Raw genomic sequence first — 17,442 nt, 5'->3', positions numbered from 1 at the left:
CTTTATATTGTCAGCAAGATTATTTATTGTGCGCGCGGGATCACCATCTATTTCTTCAGTCCAGATTTATATCGAAAGTATCGGCACCGTACTTTTAGAACGTAGTAAAAAAGCCAAACACGTCAGTATTCGCATTAAACCTTTAGCGGGCGTGCGGGTTGCAGTACCCCCCCAGGTAAGTTTCGAAAAAGCCGAGGAATTCCTGCGCAGCAAAACCGACTGGGTTCAGCACCATTTGCATCATATTAAAGCGCAAGAAGATAAACGTACCATTTACTCCGCGAGTAAACCTTTCCGCACGTTTAACCATACCTTGCAGTTACAAGCCATTTCGGGACAAACCATTTATAAAGCCCGGATTCAGAGTAATACGCTTTTGGTTACTTACCCGGGTTATAAAGAAGAAACCGATGCGGAAGTACAGCAATTTATCCGGCAATCGGTAGAAGCGACTTATCGCTTAGAAGCGAAAGCTTATTTACCAGGCCGGTTGGCTTATTTTGCGCAAAAGTTTGGCTTTACCTTTAACAAAGTAGTTATTAAAAATACGAGCACGCGCTGGGGAAGCTGCTCCGCTACGAATAACATAAACCTCAATTTACATTTAATGCGTTTGCCCGAAGCCTTACGCGATTACGTGATTTTGCACGAGTTAGCCCATACCGTCGAAAAAAACCATGGCCCACGTTTCTGGGCTTTGCTCGACCGCATCAGCGGCGATGCCCGCGGTCTGGACCGCCGCATGAAAGCCTACCGGGTAGCCATTTTTTAAAAATCCGGTAATAATTTCAATTCTTAAATTCTCTAACTCTGGCGACTGTATAACTGGGTTGTAAATTGAATATAGTTTAAGAGTTAGGTATTCTGTCTTGAATTGCTTTTATTAGGTGCGTTCTAGTTTACAAACCCGCTTCTAATTCATGAGGAATTATTTTACCTCCACCGCTTATTGGTTTTTGCTTTTGTTTGGTTACGCCTGCGAACAAAATAATCAAAAAGAAATAACGTCGAGTAAACCGCAGCCGCCTCCCAAAGCGCTACAATCGCTAACCGACTCCGGAACTACGTCGTACCAGGATACCCTTCTGATTTTGGATGCGTTTGCCTCGCAACCTTTTATGGTTGACTCTATTTCGACTCGTACCGTTCAACAATTGTTTCATACGAATCAGGTTGTTAAAAAACCAGTGATTAACAAGTTTTCGGCCGGACAAACCGATACCATCATCACCATCCGGAAAGCCCACTCCTACGTTGAACTCTACCGGGTAAGTGCCGAAGAAAACAAGTATTTTTACCAATCGGCTTTAATCCGCGATTCAATGCGGGTGTTTACTCACCCTTTACAAATTGGCTTAACCAAAGAACAAGTAAAGCATTTGTTCCCCACTTTGACTGCCGAAAAATCTATACCTGACATTATCCAGATCAGCAACGACACCGGTACCGACAACATCTATCTTGTGTTCCGGAATAATAAGCTAAGCGCCGTCAAGTTTCGGCCTTACCTGGATTAAGTAAATCGAATTCTACCGATATCCCTGTTTTAAGTATAACGTAGTATAATTGGAAGTATACACTTCCCCGAAGATTGAACTATTTAGTAAAAGAAAAAATATTAACTTAAAACAGTGCTTATGAAATTTACTCGATGCTTATACTTTTGAAAACTTAAGCGAAGTGAGATAAATTACTTCTAATTGGCTACAGGACTACAATTATAAAAGATCATATGATGCTTTAATTCGATTCGCCCAACCTTTCAAGCATAATGCCTCAGCTATACTGGGCTAACTTGTGGAACGGAAATAAGTTTTTTATCAAGACAATCTAATATTTCCGGACAATTCTTTGAATCAAATTTTCTGGCAAATAATTTATCAGAAGATAAAAGCTGATCTTTATCCTTTAGAGTGAAAGTTTTAGGACTTGCTTTCCCTTCTGACCAGTCTATGAGACGTAAATCATTATTAATCAAAATGTGTCGGTACTCTGAATTATAAAGAATGGTTTGAAAGATAAATTCGTCAGGTGCCCAAGTAAGCCTTGTAAATCTCCTTAAAGCAGGATGTGTTGCCCAATACTCTAAAATATACTTGACGCACTCAGTAGGAATGGTAAACCATTGAGAGCGTCCTACAGGTACTAAGCCATAAGGCATTGTCCTAGTAGGTAGCAATCTATTCATTATCTTTTGTACTTTGTACCTGCCCGGGAACTGGTAATTATTTAGGTGATATTCATTGATTCTGGGTATTGCTTCTTGCCAATCATCATAAATAAACCGGTAATTCATAAAAGCTTTGCCGGGATGGTCAGTTAAAAATTGATGAATAGTAACAGGCATTTGCAAAGGGTAGTCAGAACCGCTTAGTAGATTGATGTATTGGTATTCTGTGCCCGAATGCAGAATTTCTTGAAAGCTTTTAAGGGTAGCCTTCACTATATTAAAAGCACCCCAATCAATGGAGGTACGATTTTTTATAAAAAAAACATTTTTATTACTAATTAAGTTATGGAACGTAGTTATGTCTACTTTTTTATCTACGTGAATAAAAATAACATCATCTCCATATGTTAGCCTTTGAATAAGACGTTTTAAATGATCCGGGTGGTTATGCGTAAGAATAAGATGGGCAAGTTTCATAGATTTTTGTTTCGATTTATTCCTTAAGAAAGCAAATACTTGAATTCCTTAAGTTATTATCTATTATCAGTTAAGAAACAAATAGAATACAAAAATATTACAATATATTAATATAAATAATAAATTCTATTTTTTTGAATTGAAAAGTAATTATTTATTGAGCCAGTAATTTCTCTTATAATACTATGCATTATATCAATAGTAATAGAAGGCAGAGAACTAGCACTATGAAAAAATGAAATCTTAAGTAGTTGTTTCAGCTTAACCGAAAATAGAATTGTTTAGCAAGATCAAATTTTTAACTTGAAACACTATTTATAAAAAGGAAGACCTTCACTCCTTAACAAATTGTCAAAATTCTCAAAGATTTTAAGCAAGGCAAAGGTGTCACTAAAATTAGCCAGGAGCATGGCGTAAGCCAAGCGGCTTTCTCCATATAGCGACAGCGTTACAACAGTATGGATGCCACCGAACTCAAACGGCTCGAGGAACTGGAAGAAGAGAATAGAAGGTTGGAGGCGATTTATGCTGAATTAGCTTTGGACCTACAACCGTTGAAATACATCATTGAAAAAGCTTTAAAGTTCTGCTAAAAGTGCAGGTTGTGCAGGAGAGCTTTAAGTCGGCATCAGCAGGATATGCCATGTGTTAAACTTTAGTATATTAGTTTACTACTATCAACCTCACCAAGGTGAGCAGTTAGAGGAAGTCACTCTACGATAGTAACCCGAGCACCCCAGTAAGAAAACGGCTACCTACCGCATCCAGCAGCCTGTACAGATGCCGAAAGAAGTAAATCATACAAGCTTTAAAGTGGAGAATTGTGGAAACTGGCTCTGATAACCGACTTTGTTTTTAATCTAGCTGCTACTCAATTTTAATTTAAATACATTCATAAAAAAGGCGAATCACCGGATTCGCCTTTTAGCTTTATACAATCGTAAAATTTAAAAATTGACTTGTGTGTTTATAGATTAACTAGCCTTAGCAAAAGTTTGGGTGGATACGAAATGGATAAAATCACCTACCGTATCCAAAGGAACTTCGTCCGGAATGGTTATTTTAAAACTTTTCTCTAATTCTAAGATTATATCTACCACGTCAACAGTATCGAAACCAAACTCCCGGCTTAAATTGGCGTGCGCTTGTAACCGGGACGGTTTTATTTCTTTGGTTTTACTGATAATATGAATTACTTGGTGCTCGATGTTGGAAGTTCGTGGCATAAGTGTTTACATTAATGGGTGCTAAATTCTTCTACTAGATGCGGTTGTGGTGCTATTGGTTGCACGGGCTTGGGCTTACGACCTAATTTTAATTTAAATCTTTCGCTGATTAAGTACATAGCAGGCACTACCAACAGTGTTAAAATTGTAGCAAAACTTAAGCCAAATATAATAGTCCAGGCCAGCGGCCCCCAGAATACCACGCTATCGCCACCCAGGAAAAAGTGCGGTTCAAAGTCGGAGAATAAGGTAAAGAAATTTAAATTTAATCCAATTGCCAGCGGTATTAAGCCCAGAATGGCTGCAGTAGCCGTTAAAATTACCGGTGTTAAACGCGTTTTACCCGCCATTACAACCGCCTCGCGCAACTCGTATCCTTCCCGTTCGCGCAGCACGTCGGCAAATTCCACTAGCAAAATACCGTTCTTCACCACAATACCCGCCAAAGCAATTATCCCGATTCCGGTCATTACAATGGAAATATTCATGTTGAAAATGGAGAAGCCCAGCAATACCCCAATTAAACTGAATACGATTTCGGACAGTATAATGAGCGGTTTTGATACAGAGTTAAACTGCGTTACCAAAATCAAGAAGATCAAACCAATGGAAGCCACCAGCGCTACCATCAAGAAATCAGAGGTTTCTTTTTGGTCTTCCTGCTGACCGCCAAATCTAACTTCGTAACCTTCCGGTGTTTTAATGTTGGGCAATGCCTGCTGAATACGGGCCACAATTTCGTTGGCATTATAGCCTTGCAACACGTTAGACGAAATAGTAATTACCCGTTTTAAATTTTTACGCCGGATACCACCAAAAGTAGTAGAGTAATCAATTTTGGCTACCGATGATAACGGAATCTGCCGGATAGCGCCGCCCATGGACATGTCCCGGAAAGTTAAACGCATATCCATTAACGCATCAATATTCTTACGGTAAGGTTCGGCGTAACGTATTTGGATGGGGTACTCATCTTCGTCGCGTTTAAACTTAGATGCTTCCGTTCCAAAAATTGCGGTACGCATTTCCATAGCAATTTGCGCCGTGCTGATACCTTCGCGGTTTGCCCGTACCCGGTCGATGGCCACGCTGATCTGAGGATTTTTGTCTTCCAGGTCAGAACGTAAATCTTCGATACCGCCAATCTGTAACGAATCAATATACCGTTCTACTTTGCGGGATACTTTAATTAAAGTGCCGAAATCTTCACCGGAAACTTCGATACTTACCGGCTTACCTACCGGCGGGCCACCTTGCTCCTGATCCACCACAATATCAGCCCCCGGAATACCTTTAACAGCTTCCCGGATTTTAGTAAGATAAGTAGCCGTAGACGGACCGGTACGTTCCATAAATTCCACGAAGGCCACCGTAACTTTACCTTTATGCGACTCAGCGGTATAAGAAGGTTGTGTCGGGTCGCCGGCGCCAATGGCTACGTTAGCAATTACCGATTCCACATCCGGGTTGTTTTTACCAATAACGGAGGTTACCCGTTTTTCTACCACACTGGTTAAAGAATCCGTAACAGCCTGGTCGGTACCTACCGGTAAGGTTAAGTAGGCATAGATAAAGTTTGGTTCGCCTTGCGGAAAGAAATCAACTTTTGGTTGGCGCATGCCTGTAATTACCACCGAAACAATCAACAGGAATACCACTGAACCTAATACGATCCAAGGGCGGCTACCTTTTAGTACGCCCCGCAAAGTGCGTTCGTACAAATTCATGAACCTAGGCAACGCTTTTGTTTGAAAACTATTGATCCAACCGGTAAACACATATTTATTTAATGCCACAAACAGCATAATAACTATGGTTAAGTTACCTACTCCCCGAAAACCGGCGATGTAGCACAAACCAGCAAATACGGCCATACCCACCATGGAATACAAGAAAGTTTTACGCGCTTTTATCGGGTTCTCCTCGGTCTTACCCATGAAAGACACCGCGAAAACCGGGTTTATAATAAATGCCACCAGTAACGAAGCCATTAAGGTAATAATAAGGGTTACCGGTAAAAAGAACATGAACTCACCCACAATACCGGGCCAGAATAAAAGCGGCGCAAATGGCGCTACTGTAGTTAAAGTTCCCGCCAGTACCGGCACAAACACTTCGCCGGCCGCCGCCTTCGCTGATTTTACAATATTCCAATGATGGTCGTGGTGAATCCGGTGCGTATTTTCGATAACCACAATCGCATCATCCACCACAATACCCAAGGCCAGCAAAAACGCGAACAATACAATCATGTTCATGGATAGGCCAAAGAACGAAAGCACTATAAACGCCACAAACATGGAAATAGGCACCGATAACCCCACGAACAAAGCGTTGGTAGTACCCATAAAAAACATGAGAATAACGGTTACCAGAATAAAACCAATAATAATGGTATTAATCAGGTCATTTAAACTGTGGCGCGTGCGCGTAGATTGGTCGCCTGTAACGGTAACTTTTAAATCTTTGGGCAGCGACTTACCCTGCATGTCTTTTACAATTGCGTTGATTTTATCCGAAGCTTCAATCAGGTTCATGCCGCTTCTTTTTATCACGTTCAGGGTAATTACCGGTTTACCATCCAGGCGGGCGTAGCTTTCTTTTTCTTTAAACCCGTCGCGTACGGTAGCAATTTCGCTTAGCGGAATATTGGCTCCAGGCAGAGATTTTACTACGATATTTTTAATTTCGGTAGCATCGGTATACTGCCCTACCACTCGTACGGCGCGTTTCATTTCGCCTACGCCAATTAAACCGCCCGACATGGTTACGTTTTCGGCCGCAATAGCCCGTTGAATATCCCCGAAAGTTACTTGCGCGGCCTGCATTTTGTACATATCCACGTCGATCTGTACTTCCTGTTCCAGCGCACCCACAATATCTACCCGGTTAATTTCCGATAAAGCTTCGATGCGGTCCTGTACGTTCTCAGCGTATTGCTTTAATTTATCGCTGGAATAATCACCGGACAGGTTAATGTACATAATCGGGAACTCCGAGAAACTTACCTCCTGTACGTCTGGTTCGTTGGGCATATCCTGCGGCAAATCCGCTTTGGCCCGGTCTACGGCATCTTTTACTTTCTGCTTGGCTACATCTACCTCAATGCCGGTATTAAATTCTACCGTAATCATACAGAAATCCTGCATGGAGTTAGAAGTAACCCGCTTTACCCCCGATAAAGATTTAATTTCTTTTTCGAGGGGCCGCGACACCAGGTTTTCCATATCCGAGGGCGACGTTCCCGGATAAATTACCCCGGTAATAATGGTGGGGATCACAATGTCCGGAAAGTTTTCTTTTTGGAGGCTGTTGTAAGACAGCAAACCCGCAATTGTCAGGATTACCGTCATTACATAAATGCTGGTTTTATTATCAATGGACCAGCTGGTCGGAAAAAATTCTTTTATCTTTTTCATTCGCTTACTTAAAAGGTAACTGGTTGTCCTTCGTTCAGATTTTGATATCCGGTTGTAATAATCCGGTCGTTAAAAGCTAATCCATTGGTTACTTCGGCTTTGCCGGCGTAACTCAGGCCGGTGGTAACTTTTTTCTTGCGTACTACATTCTGGTTGCCTTCTTTGGCGGCCACGTACACAAAATCGCCGGATTCATCTTTTTGTACCACGTTAACCGGCACTACCACGGCTTTGGGTTTTTCGTAATCTTTTACTTTAATTAAAGCAATCATATTGGGCCGTAATTCTACCCGGGAGCCACCTTTAATATTTAACTCCACCGGAAAAGACCGCGACGATGCATTAATGGCCTGGCTAACTACCGTAACCGTAGCCGGGAACTCTTTATTTAAGTCCGGAAGTACCACTACCGCTTCGTCGCCTTTGTTAATTTTACCCGCATTTGCTTCTGAAATATCGGCCTTTACTTTCATGCCGGACGTGTTTACAATGCGCGCGATGGGCAGCGGCGAACCCGGATTCACGGCTTCTCCTGCTTTTGGATTAAACTCATCTACTACCCCGCTAATGGGAGCTTTAATGTAATATTGGTCTTTTTGCTGGCGCAGCGTAGCCAAACGGCGTTCTAAAGACTCTTTATTGTTTTTAGCGGTTAAGTACTGAATTTCGGTACCGATTTTTTGGTCCCATAAGCGTTTTTGCTTTTCGTACACCGTATTGGCTAGCTCCAAACCAGTAATTAATTCTTGTTCGCTGGTTTCCAGCACCGAAGCATCAATGGTAGCCAGCACCTGACCTTTTGATACCCGATCGCCAACAGCTACCCGCACACTGGTTAATACGCCCGGTACTTTAGGGCTAACGGTTACGTTCTGGTCGAAATCTATTTTACCTTGCACTTCCAGGTAATGGTCAAAGGTTTTGGGCTCAACGGGTTGTACTACTACCTGCACGGCGGCCGCGGTAGGTGCAGCTGCATCGGTAGTTTTAACCTGACCTTCCAGTTCGGCTATTTTGCTTTGGGTTTCGGCTTGTTGCTTTTTAAGAGCAGCTAATTGTTCTTCGGGAGTGCCACCACCTTTAGAGCAAGCAGTAAAACCTACTAAAGCAGTTACAAGGGCTATGGTTAATTGTTTTTTCATATTTTTAAAAAAAGTATATCAGTTCTGAATAATTTATTTCTGTAAGGTTCCGGTAGCTTTCTGTAAATCTACTTTGGCGATAAGCGCATCGTAGATGGCGGCGTAGTAATTGGTTTGGGCCTGGCGTAAGTCGGTTTCGGCGGTAATTACTTCCAGGTTGGAGCCTACTCCTTCTTTAAATTTAATATTGGTTACCCGGGCCACTTCCGTAGCCAGATCCAGGCTTTCTTTTTGCGATTTAATTACCTGTAAGGCATTTTGCAGATTGGTATTTGATTGGCTTAGCTGTAAATCAATGCTTTGCTGTAAAATCCGAAAGCCGTTATCCAGGGTTTTTAAGTTTAATTTAGCCTCCTGAATCTCGTATTTCTTGCGTAAGCCATCGAAAATAGGTACCTGTAAACTCACGCCCACAAAGGCAAAATTGAACCAATTAGGGTAGAACTTCTCGCCAACCTGGGTTTCGAAACGGGCCAGATCCCGAAAGCTGTTGCTGGAACCGCTATACCCATAGCGCCCATTTAATAACAACTTTGGATAATAACCCGATTGCTTGTTTTTGATATCCAGCTTGGCCAGATCGCGCTGGGTTTCCAGAATAGAATACTCAATACGGCGGCTGTAATCAAAGTTACTGTTTGCCACAATTTCGGCTTCTACTAAGGCATTGTCTAATTTATCGGTTAACTCCAGCGGCTGGCTCAACTCCATGCCCATCTGAAATTTTAATAAATCAACGCCTAGAGCAACTAAACGCGTAGCTTTTTCTTGTTCTACCTTCAGGTTATTATAAGCTACCTGTAACCGGTCTACGTCTATTTTCTCGGCAAAACCTTGGTTAAAAATTTCGCTGGTTTCCCGCAGTTGATTTTCCAAACGTTCCAGGTTGCGGTTAAGTAAGGTTAGCCGTTCCCGCGACACTAAAACGCTGTAATAAGCTTTGGTTACCTGGTCTATTGTTTCAATTTCGGTTTGTTGCAATTGCTTCCGGGATAAATCGGTATACACCTTAGCAGCTTTTAAACCTATCAGGTAAGAACCATCGAACAACAACTGGCTCGCCGAAACCGCGGCGCTACCGGCGTATTGTAAACCAAAGGCAATGGTAGTGGGTGGTAGAGGTTCGGTATCCGCTACAAACTCCGGGTTTAACACTACATTTTGTCCGTTATTTAGAGAATTCAAATTGTTGGGAGTTATGGTAATTTGCTGTTTACCGGCGCCGCCAAATGTATTAGGGTCCAGTAAGGTTTTTTGCAAAATCACGTTATTCCCGACATCTACCCCGGCATTAATTTGAGGCAAACCAATAGAGCGGATTTGGCCAATACGAGCCGCCGCAATTTCGTTCTGCAGCTGGGCATTTTTTAAATTTGGCTGATTTGCCAAGGCGTAATCGATGCTTTGTTGCAGGCTAAAAGCCTGCGGTGCCTGCTGCGCCCTGGCCACTTGGCCCGACCAAATAAAAGCTGCACCCAATAAGAAGAGGATTAATTGTTTTTTCATAATTTATTCTTGTTCAACTACTTGTTTATAGGTATTTATAAGCTTATGTCCTTTTAAACTGGCTATGCCCCGCATAAAATGTTCGATGGTAGCCAGCTGCACTTTTTGTAAATCAAATTTGTCCGGCGGAAAAATTTCCGGGTTAAAAATATCTTCAATCTGGGCCAGCCGTAACCGGGCCATTATTTCCAGATCCAGATCGGTTCGGTACAAGCCCTGCTCCATGCCGGCTTGCAGGTTTTGCGTAATTTGCTGCATAATAAATTTGTTTTTATGCGTCGTCCAGATTTGCCAAGCCGGTTGATGATACTTTTGCAAATCGTAAAAAACCGAAGGGTGCATATTGGCCAACTGCTGCCGAATCATTTGCATTATCTGAAATAACTCTTCAATCGCGTTTTTGGCCTCAGTGGTAAAAGTGCAGCAATCGGCTTCCATTTTACCTAAATGCTCCTGCAGCATGGTCATTACCAACTGGTCTTTGTTCTCGAACCAGCGGTAAAGTGTTTTCTTTGAAACTCCTAAACTTAGGGCGATATCATCCATCGAAACACTTTTTATTCCGTTGCGCATGAACAGTTTAAAGGCTGCTTGTAATATTTTATTTTTGATTTCCATATCTGTTGCCGTCGGCACAAAACTAAGGAAACTATTTTTGTTTCCAAAGTTTCCAGGGGTAAACCTAAAAATTTAACAATTGTTTAAAGATGCTCTGTTTTATCTTTTACTTTCAGCAGTTTGCCCAGCAGAATGGCATCTTTATTAGATATTTTATTAAATTTTAAATTAACGATTTAAAGGTATTGGCTCCGGTGAAGTTGTACAAGGTGGTTTATGCCAATGGGGTAAGAATTACCGGTAAATGGCAGTAAATAGTCGGTAAAAGTTTTACCGATGACCTAAACCTATCTAAATCAATCACCAACCCTGTATTAACACTTAGTTTAAATAGAACCAGAACCTGACGTAGTGTGTCTAGTACTTGTGCAGTAAATTCCGATAAAGTGTATATTTGCAACCATGAAATTTGAAGAAATAGCCCAGGTAGCGCAAGAAGTTGCCGCCTACGACTTAACGAATAAAGAACAGCTGGAACAATTCCGGAATTTATATACCGGCCGCAAAGGTCGCATTGCCGATTTATTTGATGGCATTAAAAATGTTGCTCCGGAACAACGTAAAGCCTACGGCCAGGAATTAAATGCTTTGAAGGAACAGGCACTAGCTCGTTTTAAAGAAAAACAAGAAGAACTGGAAGCGGCCGGTAACAACCAAACCGAAACCAACTTTGATTTTACACTACCAGTGGTGCCGCAAACCTTGGGTACCCGGCATCCTTTAACTTTGGTACGCGAAGAAATTATCCGCATTTTTGAGCGAATGGGCTTTAACCTCTCCGAAGGCCCCGAAATAGAAGATGACTGGCACAACTTCTCGGCGTTAAACTTTCCCGAAAACCACCCGGCCCGCGATATGCAGGACACTTTTTTCGTGGGCGCCGACGCCACTATGTTGCTCCGGACGCATACTTCCAGCGTGCAAGTACGGGTAATGGAAAACGAAAAACCACCTATTCGTACCCTTTCGCCAGGTCGCGTATACCGCAACGAAGCTATTTCGGCGCGGGCGCATTGCATTTTTCACCAAGTAGAAGGCTTGTTTATCGACGAAAACGTAAGCTTCGCCGATTTAAAACAAACGCTTTACTACTTTGTGCAGGAAATGTTCGGAGCCGATACGCAAATTCGTTTCCGCCCCTCGTTTTTCCCGTTCACCGAGCCCAGCGCCGAAATTGACATCTCGTGTTTAATCTGTAAAGGAGCGGGCTGTAATATTTGCAAGCAAACCGGGTGGGTAGAAATTGGTGGTTCGGGTATGGTAGACCCCGAAGTTTTAAGAAATTGCGAAATTGATCCCGAGCGATATTCGGGCTTTGCTTTCGGGATGGGCATTGAGCGCATGGCTATGCTTAAATACCAGATTAAGGATTTACGCTTATTTACGGAAAATGACGTGCGCTTTTTGCGGCAGTTCGAATCATTGTAAATCTTAACTTACATAAAAAAGCTTTGCGGGGTATTTAAGTAACTATCCTGCAAAGCTTTTTTTATGTGAATCATTTTTTGCTCTTCCGGTTTAAACGCATGCGACCTAAGCAATTTGTAGATGTTGCTTTCTGCAATTTAATAGAACTTATTCCTAAAAGTTAAATTTTTAAAAAATTAGTTTTTTCTACGTACTCCTGCTATATATTGGTAATCAAAACCTTTCAACAGTCTCATAGAAACAATATTTATTGTTTGTCTCCGTACTATTTACTTTAAACAAAAGTTATCATCAGAAATAACGGTATAGGATATCGGAAAAGAAAAAATTTAAAAAATTGCCCTTTTACCCGCTTTATTCGTTAAAAAACCATGTACCCTCTAAACAATCTTATTTACATCGCACTATTACTCTTCGTAGCGGCCTGCGGCGAGAAACAGGATATACCTTTAATTCCGAATGCCATTGTAAACGAGCAAATCAATTTAACCAACATTCAATACAATGCCCTGCGCCGCGATAATGGCTACGTTTATTTAAAAAGCGGGGTAAAAGGTATTATTTTAATCCATAGAACCGGAGATACCTACGCGGCCTTCGAGCGGAATTGCCCTTTCCAACCATACGACGATTGTGCTCTTGTTTCTATGGATCAATCTGGTTTTTTCATGTCGGACTCCTGCTGCCAATCTGTGTTTGATTTAAACGGCTACGTTACCGGCGGGCCATCGCCCTACCCTTTGCGCAGGTACAACACGGCTTTAACAGGTAATTTGCTTTACATCACAAATTAAATTTATTCATAATCAGCCAGATGCAATTATTTTTAAAATTTTTATCGAAAACAGTTGCACCCAACGGGTTTTTGCCCTAATATTGCATCCGAATTCAACGCTAATCGAGTTCACAAACTCCTCCTTAGCTCAGTTGGTTAGAGCACATGACTGTTAATCATGGGGTCCTTGGTTCAAGCCCAAGAGGGGGAGCTTCTAAAAAGCCACTTACGAGATAAACTTGTAAGTGGCTTTTTATTACATACAAATTACATACAAACATCCATTTAATTTCCCTCTCCCCGCAACTTTTTCACTTGATCCGAATAAACGGCTACAAGTTGTGGGTTAAGTAGTTGTTCCATTTAGGCTGGGGTACGATAGCCCAGAGCGGAATGTAACCTTTCTCGGTTATACCAAATTTCAATAAATTTAAAAATGGCACTAGCGGCCGACTTTTGATTTTCCATTTGACAACCGTACACCTCTTCCGTTTTTAGGGTCTTAAAAATCTCTCGACTGCGGCATTATTCCAACAGTCCGCTTTCCGGCTCATACTCTAGCGGATGAAAGGGTAAGCCTGTAGTTCTTTTTGGAACTCCTCACAAGCATACTGTAAGCCCCGGTCGGAATGAAAAATCAAAGCCTTAGCCATAACTCGCTTACCTATGATCATTTTCAAAGCAGCTACGGTAGTATCCTCTGCTTGCATCGTTTCACTTAAGGCCTAATTACTTTTCGGTCGGCTAAGTCCAGCACCACGGTCAGATAAAGCCATCCATTTAACGTTGCGATAGGAGTAATATCCGATACCCAAGCTTGGCCGATGGCGGTAGCAGTAAAATGGGGGTTCAGCAGATACTTACTTACAGCATAATCGTGTTTGAAATCAGTGATTACCTTAAATCTTCTTTTCCTCGTTGCCTGAAGCTCCCGCCTGCTGCATCAGGCAGGCCACTCTGGATCGGAAAACTTGCATCTTATGTGCTTTTAGAACTTGTTGAATCCGGGGGCTGCCATAGTGTTGCTTGCTTTTCTGATGCACCTCTTTTATCATTGCCAGTAAATTTTTATTCGCTTGTGCTCTTTGGGAGACAGCACCTGCCAAATACGTGTAATAGCTGCTTCGATTCACTTGGAACACTTTACATATTTTCTCTGGCGGAAAAATTTGGCCTTGTGCGCGGCTATAAACTGGTAGATTTCCCGCCTCCCTTGGAAAAGATACTGACAGCTTTTTTAAAATACCCCTTTCCATCTCCAATTCCCGAAGTTGCTTCTTTAATTTGACTATTCCGACTTCCTCAAACGTGTGTTTCAGTTTCCCATGGCCTGGGAAACTACCTTCTCCTTTTTGTAAAAACTCACTGCGCCAGCGATAAATCAACTCTGCCCAGATACCAAGTTGCCTGGCCAATTCATTTAAATTCTGGCGAGGTTTGCTAACCTCTAGGGTCATCAGCTTAAACTCTTTATCGAATCTCCTCCTTTATTGGGCATAGCGTCACGTTAATTATTTTTTATTTTCGAATAAAATATAAATTACTCGTTGCTTGCTGCAGTACAATAAGTATTAAGGTAATTAGGCTAAGTATTTCTAGGGATTGTCTTAACCGATTTGATTATTTTATTATTTATTTTTCCTTCCTTTTTAAGCATTGAACCAGTTAATAAGCTTTATTATTTAGAAAATTGCCATTGTTGAAGAAAATAATTGCATTGGCATATAGCTACTTAGAATAAATAGATATAAATTGAAAGGGTGATACCTTGTAAATTGATCATACCTAAGCGGTTAGCCATATAACTATTTGTAATTATTTATACATTTTATTAATAAGATGTTTAAGGATTTTGTAAAGGAAGATGCAGTATTATGGGAGGAATTTAAAGGCGGCAATTATAATTCATTTACTGTTATATATCAAAATTATATACAAGTATTATATAGTTATGGTCTTCAGGTAATAAAAGATCCAGAACTAGTAGAAGACTGTATACAGGATTTATTTATCTATATATGGGATAACAAGAATACTTTAGGAAAGACCGAAAATATTAAATTTTACTTATTTAAAGCTTTAAGAAGGAGGATTGTAGTAAAATTAAAACTTAAAGATAGGGAAGAACTAAATGATGATTTTACCCATCATACTTCCCATGTGCAGATGTCTTATGAGCAGACTTTAATGGCGCTGAATTTCGGGCTGCTGTGGTAAAGATTGATATTACTCCGGAAGATTCTCAAAATTTGCTTGGTTACGGCGCCCGAAAATCAAACGGCATACACGATCGGATCTTCCATCGGATTGTGGCCTTAGATGACGGCACCACTCAATTCTTCTTAATCTCCTCAGATATCTGTCTTTATTCACCTTCAGAGTATGATAAGGTTGTAGCTAAACTGCAGGAAAAGTATGGAATTAACCCAATGAATGTATGGTGGACAGTAACCCATACTCATTCAGCGCCAGAAGTTGGGTCTTCTGGTATGTATGGTATTTACTTGGGTGATCGTGTGCAGCACCAAATCGACGCGGAGTATACAGCTCAGGTGGAGCAGAAGTTAATGGACGGTATATTGACAGCCCGGAAAAATCTGGCACCCGCCCGGCTGGGAGTCGGCTGGGGGTTTTCACAGGCCAACATCAATCGTCGGGCACGTGACCTGGATGGAAAAACGACGCTGGGCATGAACCCCGACGGACCCGTAGACCGCCGCATCGGCATGCTACGCTTAGAGAAAGAGGACGGAAGTTTGCTGGCTTTGATTGCCAACTATGCCATTCACGGTACGGTTATGAGCGGGGAGAATTTACAAATCAGCGGGGATGCCCCCGGAGTAGTTTCCGAATATGTTGAACAGAAAACCGGGGCACCGCTTCTTTTTATCAATGGGGCAGCCGGAAATATCGCTCCAATTTACAGCGTCTATCCTAGTCCGGCAGCCGGACATTTGAACCAGTTCAAAGTTTTATTAGGTGACAAAATCCTGGAAGCAAATAAAAGCATTACGGCTACGACTCAGGATATCACTATTAAAACGGGGGGTACGGTTGTAGAAACCCCGCGGAAGAGCGGCTTAGATTGGCCGGAAGATTTAGGTGATTACACCCGCACGACCAAGGCCGGAGTGAAGATGGTGCGGTTACCCGTGCGCTTTTTGAAGATTAATGAGGAGGTAGCTATCTGGAGTGCGCCACTGGAATTATTTTGTGAAGTTTCCAATGAAGTACGCGAGCGTTCCCCTTTTCCTTATACCTTTTACTTTGGCTATACTAATGGCTGGCTGGGATATCTGCCAACTGAAGCAGAATGGGAATATGGCGGTTATGAAGTAGAGAAAGTTTCTCCATTTACACCAATGGCGGAAAGGCAACTTTTAGAATCAGTTATCAATCATCTGCAAAGTAAAATGCGCTCAAAGCAGCAAGGCAACCTTCAGGTTCTCAAAAAGAAAAAAAGTTAAATCATTATATATTAATTCAACCTAAAATGTATAAATCAGATAAAGTAAATAACGTGAGTTCGACGTAAACTTTTAGCTAAACAAACAGCAATATATTTTAAGTTCTTGCTATCAAATACAGTCTTCCTGAAAGAATTTGCAAAATACCAAAGATGAGGATTAATAATTAAAGTAATTAATTTTCGGCTACATTAAATGAGACTCCTCTAAAATAAATATGAATATGAAAACCTTTCTATATGCCTGTTTTTTTTGCCTAGTCGCCGCTGCCGCATGTAATCAGAAAAAAAACACTACCGACAATGCTGCGGATATTACTGTTAAATCTGCTTCAGGAGATGTTGCGAAAGACTGGAAATTCGGCGTGGCTTTATGGACCTTTCATAACTTTAATTTTACTGATGCTTTAGCTAAAGTGGATAGTGCAGGATTAAAATACATTGAACCAAACACTTTTCATAAAACAGGGCCTGAGCAAAAGGATTCTTTGATCTTGCAGCTTTCCCCTGCCGGTCTGGGCAAACTTAACGCTCTTATCCGTCAGAAAGGCATGAAAGCCGAGTCGGTCTATATAGTAGGAGATTCGACAATGTTATCATGGAAAAAACAGTTTGAGATTGCCAAACAACTAGGGGCAACATTTGTAACTGCAGAGCCACCGATAAATATGTGGGATAGTGTAGATAGCCTTGCCGGAGCCTATGGGATGAAAGTAGCCATCCACGAACATTGGAAGGGGGTGAGTCACTATTGGCATCCAGATTCGGTATTAGCTGCCATTAAAAATCACCCCAACTTTGGCGCTTGTGCTGACTTAGGTCACTGGCCTAAGAGTGGGATTAATCCAGTAGAAGCGGTAAAAAAGCTAAGTGGCCATATAATTGGCGTGCATCTTAAAGATATTGCAGCCTATAATGACCCGAAATTAAAAGATGTACCAGTAGGTACAGGTATAGTTGATTTTCCCGCTATTTTCCAAGAATTGAAAAAGCAGCAATTCACCGGGCCTATTTACCTGGAACGCGATGCCGAAGATCAACCCAGCAATCTGCCCTCAGTTCTCCAAACGGTAAAGTATTATAATGACAAAATAAAGCAGTTGCAGTAACTCTACTTAAAGATGCAAAATAACTGCTAATGGATACCTGGTTTTCTACTAGGTAGAATCTAAAATAACCCCAATGCATACATAGTGGTATTCGTCCTTAATCTTA

The 17,442-nt window shown here is 41.5% G+C and carries 16 protein-coding genes, 1 tRNA gene and 1 pseudogene; 9 read left to right on the top strand and 9 right to left on the bottom strand.

Annotated features, from left to right (window positions below):
* Positions 1–28: 28 nt before the first annotated feature.
* The gene (locus HUW51_RS15760; protein ID WP_228466675.1) at positions 29–772 is read left to right on the top strand and encodes a M48 family metallopeptidase; all 744 of its coding nucleotides are present in this window, start codon (positions 29–31) and stop codon (positions 770–772) included.
* A gap of 148 nt (positions 773–920) precedes the next feature.
* Positions 921–1,517: a hypothetical protein gene (locus HUW51_RS15755; RefSeq protein WP_185270585.1), complete on the top strand. Its 597-nt coding sequence runs from the start codon at positions 921–923 to the stop codon at positions 1,515–1,517.
* Positions 1,518–1,780: 263 nt separating this feature from the next.
* On the opposite strand, the gene HUW51_RS15750 is transcribed toward HUW51_RS15755, so the two are convergent.
* A complete protein-coding gene (locus HUW51_RS15750; protein ID WP_185270584.1) occupies positions 1,781–2,647 on the bottom strand; it encodes a beta-1,6-N-acetylglucosaminyltransferase in 867 nt (288 codons plus the stop codon).
* A gap of 458 nt (positions 2,648–3,105) precedes the next feature.
* On the opposite strand from HUW51_RS15750, the gene HUW51_RS24790 reads away from it, so the two are divergent.
* Entirely contained in the window at positions 3,106–3,240 is a 135-nt protein-coding gene (locus HUW51_RS24790; RefSeq protein ID WP_262891286.1) for a hypothetical protein, read from the top strand.
* Between the two features lie 381 nt (positions 3,241–3,621).
* On the opposite strand, the gene HUW51_RS15745 is transcribed toward HUW51_RS24790, so the two are convergent.
* The 5 genes from HUW51_RS15745 to HUW51_RS15725 are packed head-to-tail and all read right to left on the bottom strand — an operon-like array spanning position 3,622 to position 10,558.
* A complete protein-coding gene (locus HUW51_RS15745) occupies positions 3,622–3,873 on the bottom strand; it encodes an acyl carrier protein (protein WP_185270583.1) in 252 nt (83 codons plus the stop codon).
* Positions 3,874–3,884: 11 nt separating this feature from the next.
* Entirely contained in the window at positions 3,885–7,292 is a 3,408-nt protein-coding gene (locus tag HUW51_RS15740; RefSeq protein ID WP_185270582.1) for an efflux RND transporter permease subunit, read from the bottom strand.
* 8 nt (positions 7,293–7,300) lie between these two features.
* Positions 7,301–8,434 carry an efflux RND transporter periplasmic adaptor subunit gene (locus HUW51_RS15735; protein ID WP_185270581.1) on the bottom strand — a complete coding sequence of 378 codons (1,134 nt, stop codon included), beginning with the start codon at positions 8,432–8,434 and terminating at the stop codon, positions 7,301–7,303.
* A 33-nt stretch (positions 8,435–8,467) separates the two neighbouring features.
* The gene (locus tag HUW51_RS15730) at positions 8,468–9,940 is read right to left on the bottom strand and encodes a TolC family protein (protein ID WP_185270580.1); all 1,473 of its coding nucleotides are present in this window, start codon (positions 9,938–9,940) and stop codon (positions 8,468–8,470) included.
* Positions 9,941–9,943: 3 nt separating this feature from the next.
* Positions 9,944–10,558, bottom strand: coding sequence for a TetR/AcrR family transcriptional regulator (locus HUW51_RS15725; RefSeq protein WP_185270579.1), 615 nt, complete (start codon positions 10,556–10,558; stop codon positions 9,944–9,946).
* A gap of 402 nt (positions 10,559–10,960) precedes the next feature.
* Between HUW51_RS15725 and pheS the strand changes: the two genes are divergently transcribed.
* The 3 genes from pheS (at position 10,961) to HUW51_RS15710 (ending at position 12,972) form a co-directional block, all read left to right on the top strand.
* Positions 10,961–11,986 (top strand): phenylalanine--tRNA ligase subunit alpha, encoded by a 1,026-nt coding sequence (pheS, locus tag HUW51_RS15720; RefSeq protein WP_185270578.1) that lies wholly within the window; start codon positions 10,961–10,963, stop codon positions 11,984–11,986.
* A gap of 371 nt (positions 11,987–12,357) precedes the next feature.
* On the top strand, positions 12,358–12,780 hold the full coding sequence (locus HUW51_RS15715; protein WP_228466673.1) for a Rieske (2Fe-2S) protein: 423 nt from the start codon (positions 12,358–12,360) through the stop codon (positions 12,778–12,780).
* Positions 12,781–12,898: 118 nt separating this feature from the next.
* Positions 12,899–12,972: transfer RNA gene (locus HUW51_RS15710), tRNA-Asn, on the top strand.
* A gap of 152 nt (positions 12,973–13,124) precedes the next feature.
* Here HUW51_RS15710 and HUW51_RS24935 read toward each other — a convergent pair.
* The 3 genes and pseudogenes from HUW51_RS24935 to HUW51_RS24780 all read right to left on the bottom strand — a co-directional run.
* A complete protein-coding gene (locus tag HUW51_RS24935; RefSeq protein WP_394353959.1) occupies positions 13,125–13,271 on the bottom strand; it encodes an IS3 family transposase in 147 nt (48 codons plus the stop codon).
* A 389-nt stretch (positions 13,272–13,660) separates the two neighbouring features.
* A complete protein-coding gene (locus HUW51_RS24785; RefSeq protein ID WP_262891337.1) occupies positions 13,661–14,017 on the bottom strand; it encodes an IS3 family transposase in 357 nt (118 codons plus the stop codon).
* A gap of 21 nt (positions 14,018–14,038) precedes the next feature.
* Positions 14,039–14,236: pseudogene (locus HUW51_RS24780) on the bottom strand (transposase); the annotation flags it as partial.
* Positions 14,237–14,600: 364 nt separating this feature from the next.
* Between HUW51_RS24780 and HUW51_RS15695 the strand changes: the two are divergent.
* From HUW51_RS15695 to HUW51_RS15685, 3 genes are all read left to right on the top strand, one after another.
* Complete coding sequence (locus HUW51_RS15695; RefSeq protein WP_185270575.1) at positions 14,601–14,978, top strand: RNA polymerase sigma factor; 378 nt, start codon at positions 14,601–14,603, stop codon at positions 14,976–14,978.
* Entirely contained in the window at positions 14,972–16,228 is a 1,257-nt protein-coding gene (locus tag HUW51_RS15690) for a neutral/alkaline non-lysosomal ceramidase N-terminal domain-containing protein (RefSeq protein WP_185270574.1), read from the top strand. The genes HUW51_RS15695 and HUW51_RS15690 overlap by 7 nt, the downstream gene beginning before the upstream one ends.
* Positions 16,229–16,445: 217 nt before the next feature.
* Positions 16,446–17,336, top strand: a complete 891-nt coding sequence (locus HUW51_RS15685) for a sugar phosphate isomerase/epimerase family protein (protein ID WP_228466671.1) — start codon at positions 16,446–16,448, stop codon at positions 17,334–17,336.
* Positions 17,337–17,442: the final 106 nt, after the last annotated feature.

The sequence above is a fragment of the Adhaeribacter swui genome, assembly GCF_014217805.1.
GTDB classification, from domain to species: domain Bacteria; phylum Bacteroidota; class Bacteroidia; order Cytophagales; family Hymenobacteraceae; genus Adhaeribacter; species Adhaeribacter swui.
This window is presented reverse-complemented; position numbering and strand designations above follow the sequence as displayed.

Bases quoted from the DNA above. Each gene is read 5' to 3' on its own strand.
- HUW51_RS15755 (WP_185270585.1), top strand. From the start codon at position 921: ATGAGGAATTATTTTACCTCCACCGCTTATTGGTTTTTGCTTTTGTTT.
- HUW51_RS15750 (WP_185270584.1), bottom strand. From the start codon at position 2,647: ATGAAACTTGCCCATCTTATTCTTACGCATAACCACCCGGATCATTTA.
- HUW51_RS24790 (WP_262891286.1), top strand. From the start codon at position 3,106: ATGGATGCCACCGAACTCAAACGGCTCGAGGAACTGGAAGAAGAGAAT.
- HUW51_RS15745 (WP_185270583.1), bottom strand. From the start codon at position 3,873: ATGCCACGAACTTCCAACATCGAGCACCAAGTAATTCATATTATCAGT.
- HUW51_RS15740 (WP_185270582.1), bottom strand. From the start codon at position 7,292: ATGAAAAAGATAAAAGAATTTTTTCCGACCAGCTGGTCCATTGATAAT.
- HUW51_RS15735 (WP_185270581.1), bottom strand. From the start codon at position 8,434: ATGAAAAAACAATTAACCATAGCCCTTGTAACTGCTTTAGTAGGTTTT.
- HUW51_RS15730 (WP_185270580.1), bottom strand. From the start codon at position 9,940: ATGAAAAAACAATTAATCCTCTTCTTATTGGGTGCAGCTTTTATTTGG.
- HUW51_RS15725 (WP_185270579.1), bottom strand. From the start codon at position 10,558: ATGGAAATCAAAAATAAAATATTACAAGCAGCCTTTAAACTGTTCATG.
- pheS (WP_185270578.1), top strand. From the start codon at position 10,961: ATGAAATTTGAAGAAATAGCCCAGGTAGCGCAAGAAGTTGCCGCCTAC.
- HUW51_RS15715 (WP_228466673.1), top strand. From the start codon at position 12,358: ATGTACCCTCTAAACAATCTTATTTACATCGCACTATTACTCTTCGTA.
- HUW51_RS24785 (WP_262891337.1), bottom strand. From the start codon at position 14,017: ATGGAAAGGGGTATTTTAAAAAAGCTGTCAGTATCTTTTCCAAGGGAG.
- HUW51_RS15695 (WP_185270575.1), top strand. From the start codon at position 14,601: ATGTTTAAGGATTTTGTAAAGGAAGATGCAGTATTATGGGAGGAATTT.
- HUW51_RS15685 (WP_228466671.1), top strand. From the start codon at position 16,446: ATGAATATGAAAACCTTTCTATATGCCTGTTTTTTTTGCCTAGTCGCC.